Origin of the sequence: Klebsiella sp. MS 92-3, from assembly GCF_000195655.1 — a bacterium.
Taxonomy (GTDB): domain Bacteria; phylum Pseudomonadota; class Gammaproteobacteria; order Enterobacterales; family Enterobacteriaceae; genus Klebsiella; species Klebsiella pneumoniae.
The window spans coordinates 99,775-106,841 of record NZ_GL882786.1; the positions used below are offsets into that span (position 1 = coordinate 99,775).

Here is a 7,067-nt window from a genome sequence, read left to right on the forward strand (position 1 = left end):
GGGGTGGCCGGGGCCTGCTCCAGACGCGGATGCCACGCCTGCGAAACCGTAATCACCTCGGTACTGACCGGCAGCGGATCGAGAGCCGCCAGCAAATTAAAATCGGGATCGTTCATTATCGCTCCAGTCGCCAGACAGGGCGTTTGCTGCAAGATATGAGTGCACTGGCGGCGTCTTCCGCCCGATCTCGGGCCTGATTATAGTGAAGACCTCCTTTCTGCAGCGAGAGACATCATGAAATCCGATCAGCACAACACTATCCTCATCGTCGGCGCCTCGCGCGGCCTTGGCCATGCTATGGCGGCGACGTTCCTGCAGCACGGCTGGGAGGTCATCGGCACCGTGCGCGATTTATCATCCCACACGCCGCTCCACGACCTGGCCAAGACGCATCCCCTGCGGCTACGCCTGGCGACGCTCGACATTCGCGATGAAGCCCAGCTGGCCGCGCTGCAGGCGACGCTTCCCCCGGCAAGCCTCGATATGCTGTTTGTCAACGCCGGTACCACCAATCGTGACCCATCGTAGACCATTGGCGACGTCTCCACCGAGGAGTTTTACCAGGTGATGCTCACCAATGCCCTGGCGCCGATGCGGGTTATCGAGCGCCTGCAGCAGGCCGTTAAACCGCAGGGGCTGCTCGGCGTGATGTCCTCTGGCCAGGGGAGCCTGACCAATAACCTTACCGGCCAGCGGGAACTCTACCGCGGGAGTAAAGCTGCGCTGAATATGTTTATGCGCAGCTTTGCCGCTCGCCCCTCCTCGGCCTCCCATCCGCTGGTGGTGATGGCCCCGGGATGGATCCGCACCGAGCTCGGCGGGGCAGATGCCCCGCTGACCATCGAAGAGACGATCCCACGCCTGGTGAACGTCCTGCTCGACAAACGGCAACGTCCGGGACTGGAGTATCTGGATTACCAGGGCCGTACCGTGCCCTGGTAATCCGTGCCGGAACAACCATCATATGGCCGCCCGGAAGTTAACCCCGCCCGGCGCGGCTTGCTACCGACCTTATTCTGCAGCACATTCCCTATATTTCCGCTTTATCGTTCAAAAAATGTGAATTATGTAAATCGAAGTGAAGAAAGTTGTTTTAAGGTCAACTTTTCTATGTAAATATTAAGGCAAATGATAACTATTCTTTTTATCATTTATAGAATCACGCCGGGTCAGCGCAAGCCAGACGACGAATAACGTCGCTTTTGCGCGGTGTGATATGTGCTCATAACAAAAAATAAGCCTGCATTTATCATGGAAAAAAACGCTTCTCTGCCTTTCGGCAGTTTCAACTCATTGGCATTGTTTACAGGTCTGTGTCTGGGAGCCTCGCCGGCAGCAGGCATCGCAGCGGAAAATTCGGTCAAAAATAGTGAAGAGACGCTGGTAGTGGAAGCCGCTCCGCCTTCACTCTACTCCCCCGGCGCTTCCGCCGATCCCAAGTTCAATAAACCGCTGGTCGATACCACCCGCACCATCACCGTGATCCCGGAACAGGTGATTAAAGATCAGGGCGTCACCAACCTGACTGACGCCCTCAAAAACGTTCCCGGCGTGGGGGCGTTTTATGCCGGGGAGAATGGCAGCTCAACCACCGGGGATGCCATCTTTATGCGCGGCGTGGATACCTCTAACAGCATCTATGTGGACGGCATTCGCGACATCGGCAGCGTGACGCGCGATACCTTCAATACCCAGCAGGTGGAAGTCATCAAAGGGCCCGCCGGCACGGACTATGGCCGCAGCGCGCCCTCCGGCTCGATCAATATGATCAGCAAGCAGCCGCGCCTTGACTCCGGGATCGACGGCTCGGCCAGCATCGGCAGCGCCTGGTCGCGCCGGGGCACTCTCGACCTGAACCAGGCGTTTAGCGACAACGCTGCGTTCCGTCTGAACCTGATGGGGGAAAAAACCCATGACGCTGGTCGGGACCGCATTGAAAACGAACGCTATGGCATCGCACCGTCGCTGGCCTTCGGCCTTGATACCCCAACTCGTCTGTATCTGAACTATCTGCACGTCCGGCAGAACAACACCCCGGATGGCGGGATCCCTACCGTCGGCCTGCCGGGCTATTCGGCGCCTTCGCCGAAGTATGCCGCACTCAACTCCGCCGGGAAGGTCGATACCAGCAATTTCTATGGCACCGACTCCGATTACGATAAATCTACTACCGACAGCGGTACCCTGCGCTTCGAACACGATCTGACGGAGAATACCACCGTGCGCAATACCACCCGCTGGTCGCGAGTGAAACAGGAGTATCTTTTGACCGCGGTGATGGGCGGCGCGAACAATATCACCGCCCCCGATATCAATGACGTCAACACCTGGAGCTGGTCGCGTCTGGTTAATACCAAAGATGTCAGCAACCGCATTCTGACCAACCAGACCAATATCACCTCGACCTTCGATACTGGCTCGATAGGCCATGACGTCAGCGCCGGCGTGGAGTTTACCCGGGAAAACCAGACCAACTATGGCGTTAACGCCAGGACCGCGCCGGCGGTGAATCTCTACCATCCGGTGAGCAACCTGTCGATTGGCGGGCTGGACAGAAACGGGGCGAACGCCAACGGCCAGACCGATACCTTCGGGATTTATGCCTTTGATACGCTGACGCTGACCGAGCGGATTGAGATCAACGGCGGGCTGCGTCTCGACAATTACCATACCAAATATGACAGCGCCACCGCCTGCGGCGGCAGCGGACGCGGGGCTATCGCCTGCCCGCCCGGACAGTCGACCGGCAGCCCGGTCACCACTGTCGATACCGCTAAATCCGGCAATCTGGTTAACTGGAAAGCCGGGGCGCTGTACCGCTTAACCGAGCAGGGCAATGTCTACGTCAACTACGCCATCTCACAGCAGCCGCCGGGAGGCAGCAGCTTCGCCCTGGCCGCCAGCGGCAGCGGCAACAGCGCTAACCGAACCGACTTTAAGCCGCAGAAGGCAAAATCCAGCGAGCTGGGCACCAAGTGGCAAATCTTCGACAACCGTCTGCTGCTCAGCGCGGCATTATTCCGCACCGATATTGAAAACGAAGTGGCCGCCAACGATGACGGAACCTGGTCGCAGTACGGCAAAAAGCGCGTGGAGGGGTATGAACTCTCCGCGACCGGAAACCTGACCCCGGACTGGACGATTATCGCCGGCTACACTCAGCAGCATGCGACAGTGACGGAGGGACAGAACGTTGCACAGGATGGATCTTCCGCCCTGGCCTACACCCCGAAACATGCCTTTACGCTGTGGACGCAGTATCAGGCCACCAGCGATCTGTCCGTCGGCGGCGGTGTGCGCTATGTCGGAAGCCTGCGCCGGGGCAGCGATGGTGCGGTCGGTACCCCGGATCACACCGAGGGCTACTGGGTTGCCGACGCCAAACTGGGCTATCGGGTCAACAGAAACCTCGATCTGCAGCTCAATATGTATAACCTGTTTGATACCGATTACGTGGCCTCCATCAACAAGAGCGGCTATCGCTATCATCCGGGCGAACCCCGGACCTTTATGCTGACGGCGAACGTCCATTTCTGAGTCTGCGCGTGGGGCCGTTGCGCCCCACCTTTTAGAGAGAACACCGCGATGATGTATCACATTCCTGACGTGCTATCGACAGACCAGGTGGCGGAATTTACCCGGCAGCTGGCGCAGGCCGAGTGGGTCGACGGGCGGGTTACGGTGGGTAGCCAGGGGGCGGCCGTCAAACAGAACCAGCAGATCGATACCCGAACGCCGCTGTATGCCCGCCTGCAGGCCGCTGTGCTCGATATGCTGCGCGGCCATCCGCAGTTTTTTTCCGCCGCGCTGCCGCGGACGATTTCCGCGCCGTTGTTTAACCGCTATGGGCCAGGGGAGACCTATGGTTTTCACGTCGATGGCGCCGTTCGCCAGAACGGCGAGGCGGGCTGGATGCGCACTGATCTGTCAGCGACGCTGTTCCTTTGCGATCCGGAGAGCTATGAGGGTGGCGAACTGGTGATTGAAGACACCTATGGCCAACATCGGGTGAAGCTCCCGGCCGGGCATCTGGTGCTCTATCCCGCCAGCAGCCTGCACTGCGTCACCCCGGTCACCCGCGGCGTCCGCCAGGCCTCTTTCCTGTGGATCCAGTCGATGGTCCGCGACGATAAGCAGCGTGCGATGCTTTACGACCTGGACCGCACCATCCAGTCTCTGAAGGCCCGCTTTGGCGACGGAGAAGAGGTCCTCTCCCTGCTCAACATGTATCACAACCTGCTGCGCCAGTGGACGGAAGTGTGATCCGCTGTTGATGACAGAGGCTTGCGGCAGACAGGTGTGACGAGACAATGAACTGGCCATCCGTTGGCCAGTTTACAGAAGAATTTAGAACCGATAGCCTGCGGAGAACATAAACACCCACGGATCCAGACGGGTGCTGACTTTCTGGTCCACACCGCCGGCTTTGAATTTCACATCGGTATCGATATCCATGTACCACACCGACATATTCAGCAGCCAGTCGCGGTTAATCAGATAATCTAGGCCGACCTGCCCCGCCGCGCCCCAGGAGTCCTTCAGGCTCAGATCGGAAAGCCCGGCCGCCTTGCCGGTGTCGTTAAAGTCTTCATTAAAGAAGGTGGTGTAGTTGATACCGGCCCCCACGTACGGGCGCACCTTGCTTTGCGCATCGCCAAAGTACCACTGCGCCATCAGGGTGGGCGGCAGCTGATGGACGGTGGCGATAGTCCCGGTTGGCCCGGTGCCGACCTTATGGCGGAACGGCGTCGCGGCAAGCAACTCCACGCCAATGTTATCGGTCGCCATATAGGTAAAGGTTAAACCCAGCTGGGTATTGTTACTGACGTTGAAACTGCCAAGGCTGCCTAACACATTGTCAGAGCCCTCCGTCGGTCGGACGGTGGCGGTCCCGGCACGAATGAAAAACTCACCCGCTTCATGCGCCCAGACGCTGCCGGTAGAAAGCGTGCCAAGAATCAATGCCGCCGCTGCTAACTTCTTCATATCCACTTCCTCATTATGGTTTTTCAGCGCGGCCAAATATACCTATAACGAGTTACGTTTGATCTGTTTTAGATCACACTAAGTCCTCAGATTTAACATTTATTGATCCAGATTAATTTTTGCTACCGATCGCAATGCCTTGAATTGTTCGCACATCAATTTTCACTTTTCGCGCAAAAATTTATTTCTGCCCCTCTTGCCGTCGCTGAGGCGGCTGGATAAGTTAACTGCCGACAATCTGTGTTGATGCGTTTTTTTCAGGTGTAATTATGAGTGAAATCAACCCGTGCATGACGTGCGGTGCCTGTTGTGCGTATTTTCGAGTCTCTTTCTACTGGGCGGAAGCCGACGATGCGGGCGGCCTGGTGCCCTCCGCGCTGACCGAACCGCTGACCCCTTTCCTGCGCTGCATGAGCGGCACCAATCAGCGCCAGAGCCGCTGCGCAGCCCTGTCTGGCGATATCGGCGACGCCGTTCACTGCACTATTTATGAAAACCGGCCTTCGCCGTGTCGCGAATTCGCCATGTCCGGGGAAAATGGCGAGGAAAACGATGCCTGCAACCGGGCGCGGGCGCGCTACGGCCTGCCACCATTGCGGCCTCTTTACAAAGATATACCTGCCCTGACCGGCGCAGAGAGTGCTACGACGGAACGATTTGCGGTACAATCGCCGGCTAGTTAACACCTGCGACACTCAAGGAGAATGCATGTCTATCACGGCGAAGTCCGTCTACCGTGACACCGGGAATTTTTTTCGTAATCAGTTCATTACTATTTTACTGATTGCGCTGTTGTGCGCGTTTATTACGGTAGTAATTGGCCATGCCTTTTCACCCAGCGACGAGCAGCTGTCGATACTCAGCGAAGGCGATAACCTCGCCGGTAGCGCCGGGCTGTTCGAGCTGGTGCAGAACATGACGCCGGAGCAGCAGCAGGTTCTGCTGCGCGCCTCGGCGGCATCAACCTTCTCGGGTCTGGTAGGTAATGCGATCCTCGTCGGCGGCGTCCTGCTGCTGATCCAGCTGGTCTCCGCCGGTCATCGCGTTAGCGCCCTGCGCGCCATCGGCGCCTCGGCGCCGGTCCTGCCCAAGCTGCTGCTGCTGATCCTGTTCACCACCTTCCTGGTGCAGATGGGGATGATGCTGGTGCTGGTGCCCGGCGTGCTGCTGGCCATCGTGCTGGCCTTTGCGCCGATCATGCTGGTACAGGACAAAATGGGCATCCTCGGCGCCATGCGCAGCAGCATGCGCCTGGCGTGGGCCAATCTGCGGCTGGTGGCGCCGGCTATTATCGGTTGGCTGGTGGCGAAAACCCTGCTGTTACTGTTTGCTTCCAGCTTTGCCGCCCTGACGCCAAACGTCGGCGCGGTGGTGATTAATACCATCAGCAACCTGATTTCCGCCCTGTTGCTGATCTATTTATTCCGCGTGTATATGCTTATCCGCAGCTAATTTTAACCAGGACCGGGGCCTTCCCCGGTCCGTCCTGAAAGACGGGATCGATGTATGAAGCAGTTTCTGGATTTTTTACCGCTGGTGGTCTTCTTTGCCTTTTATAAGCTTTACGATATCTACGCCGCCACCACGGCGCTGATTGTGGCGACCGCCGTCGTGCTGATCTACAGCTGGGTGCGCTACCGGAAAGTGGAAAAAATGGCGCTGATCACCTTCGTGCTGGTGGCCGTCTTCGGCGGGTTAACCATCTTCTTCCATAATGATGAGTTTATTAAATGGAAGGTGACGGTGATCTATGCCCTGTTCGCCGGCGCGCTGCTGTTCAGCCAGTGGGTGATGAAAAAGCCGCTGATCCAGCGCATGCTGGGTAAAGAGCTGAGCCTGCCGCAGCAGGTCTGGTCGCGACTTAACCTGGCCTGGGCGGTGTTCTTTATTCTCTGCGGGCTGGCCAATATCTATATCGCCTTCTGGCTGCCGCAGAATATCTGGGTTAACTTTAAGGTCTTTGGTTTAACCGCCCTCACGCTGGTCTTTACCTTGCTGAGCGGGATCTACATCTACCGTCATATGCCGCAGGACGACCACCACTAACCCCTCCGCCCCCCCCCCCCCCCCCCCCCCCCCCC

The 7,067-nt window shown here is 58.0% G+C and carries 6 protein-coding genes and 1 pseudogene; 6 read left to right on the forward strand and 1 reads right to left on the reverse strand.

What is annotated here, in order from left to right; genetic code table 11:
* Positions 1 to 234: 234 nt before the first annotated feature.
* The 3 genes and pseudogenes from HMPREF9538_RS0127355 (at position 235) to ybiX (ending at position 4,263) form a co-directional block, all read left to right on the forward strand.
* Positions 235 to 942 (forward strand): annotated as a pseudogene (locus HMPREF9538_RS0127355) (SDR family NAD(P)-dependent oxidoreductase).
* 309 nt (positions 943 to 1,251) lie between these two features.
* Positions 1,252 to 3,537 (forward strand): catecholate siderophore receptor Fiu, encoded by a 2,286-nt coding sequence (locus HMPREF9538_RS17735; protein ID WP_004224256.1) that lies wholly within the window; start codon positions 1,252 to 1,254, stop codon positions 3,535 to 3,537.
* 48 nt (positions 3,538 to 3,585) lie between these two features.
* A complete protein-coding gene (gene ybiX, locus HMPREF9538_RS17730; protein ID WP_004140326.1) occupies positions 3,586 to 4,263 on the forward strand; it encodes a PKHD-type hydroxylase YbiX in 678 nt (225 codons plus the stop codon).
* Positions 4,264 to 4,347: 84 nt separating this feature from the next.
* Here the strand turns inward: ybiX and ompW are convergent, their stop codons facing one another.
* Entirely contained in the window at positions 4,348 to 4,986 is a 639-nt protein-coding gene (gene ompW, locus HMPREF9538_RS17725; protein WP_002901634.1) for an outer membrane protein OmpW, read from the reverse strand.
* A 269-nt stretch (positions 4,987 to 5,255) separates the two neighbouring features.
* Here ompW and HMPREF9538_RS17720 point away from each other — a divergent pair, with 269 nt between their 5' ends.
* The 3 genes from HMPREF9538_RS17720 to HMPREF9538_RS17710 are packed head-to-tail and all read left to right on the forward strand — an operon-like array spanning position 5,256 to position 7,032.
* On the forward strand, positions 5,256 to 5,669 hold the full coding sequence (locus HMPREF9538_RS17720; RefSeq protein WP_002901633.1) for a YkgJ family cysteine cluster protein: 414 nt from the start codon (positions 5,256 to 5,258) through the stop codon (positions 5,667 to 5,669).
* A gap of 25 nt (positions 5,670 to 5,694) precedes the next feature.
* Positions 5,695 to 6,438 (forward strand): YciC family protein, encoded by a 744-nt coding sequence (locus HMPREF9538_RS17715; RefSeq protein WP_009484651.1) that lies wholly within the window; start codon positions 5,695 to 5,697, stop codon positions 6,436 to 6,438.
* Between the two features lie 54 nt (positions 6,439 to 6,492).
* Positions 6,493 to 7,032 (forward strand): septation protein A, encoded by a 540-nt coding sequence (locus HMPREF9538_RS17710; RefSeq protein ID WP_002901631.1) that lies wholly within the window; start codon positions 6,493 to 6,495, stop codon positions 7,030 to 7,032.
* The last annotated feature ends 35 nt before the right edge of the window (positions 7,033 to 7,067 follow it).

Bases quoted from the DNA above. Each gene is read 5' to 3' on its own strand.
- HMPREF9538_RS17735 (WP_004224256.1), top strand. From the start codon at position 1,252: ATGGAAAAAAACGCTTCTCTGCCTTTCGGCAGTTTCAACTCATTGGCA.
- ybiX (WP_004140326.1), top strand. From the start codon at position 3,586: ATGATGTATCACATTCCTGACGTGCTATCGACAGACCAGGTGGCGGAA.
- ompW (WP_002901634.1), bottom strand. From the start codon at position 4,986: ATGAAGAAGTTAGCAGCGGCGGCATTGATTCTTGGCACGCTTTCTACC.
- HMPREF9538_RS17720 (WP_002901633.1), top strand. From the start codon at position 5,256: ATGAGTGAAATCAACCCGTGCATGACGTGCGGTGCCTGTTGTGCGTAT.
- HMPREF9538_RS17715 (WP_009484651.1), top strand. From the start codon at position 5,695: ATGTCTATCACGGCGAAGTCCGTCTACCGTGACACCGGGAATTTTTTT.
- HMPREF9538_RS17710 (WP_002901631.1), top strand. From the start codon at position 6,493: ATGAAGCAGTTTCTGGATTTTTTACCGCTGGTGGTCTTCTTTGCCTTT.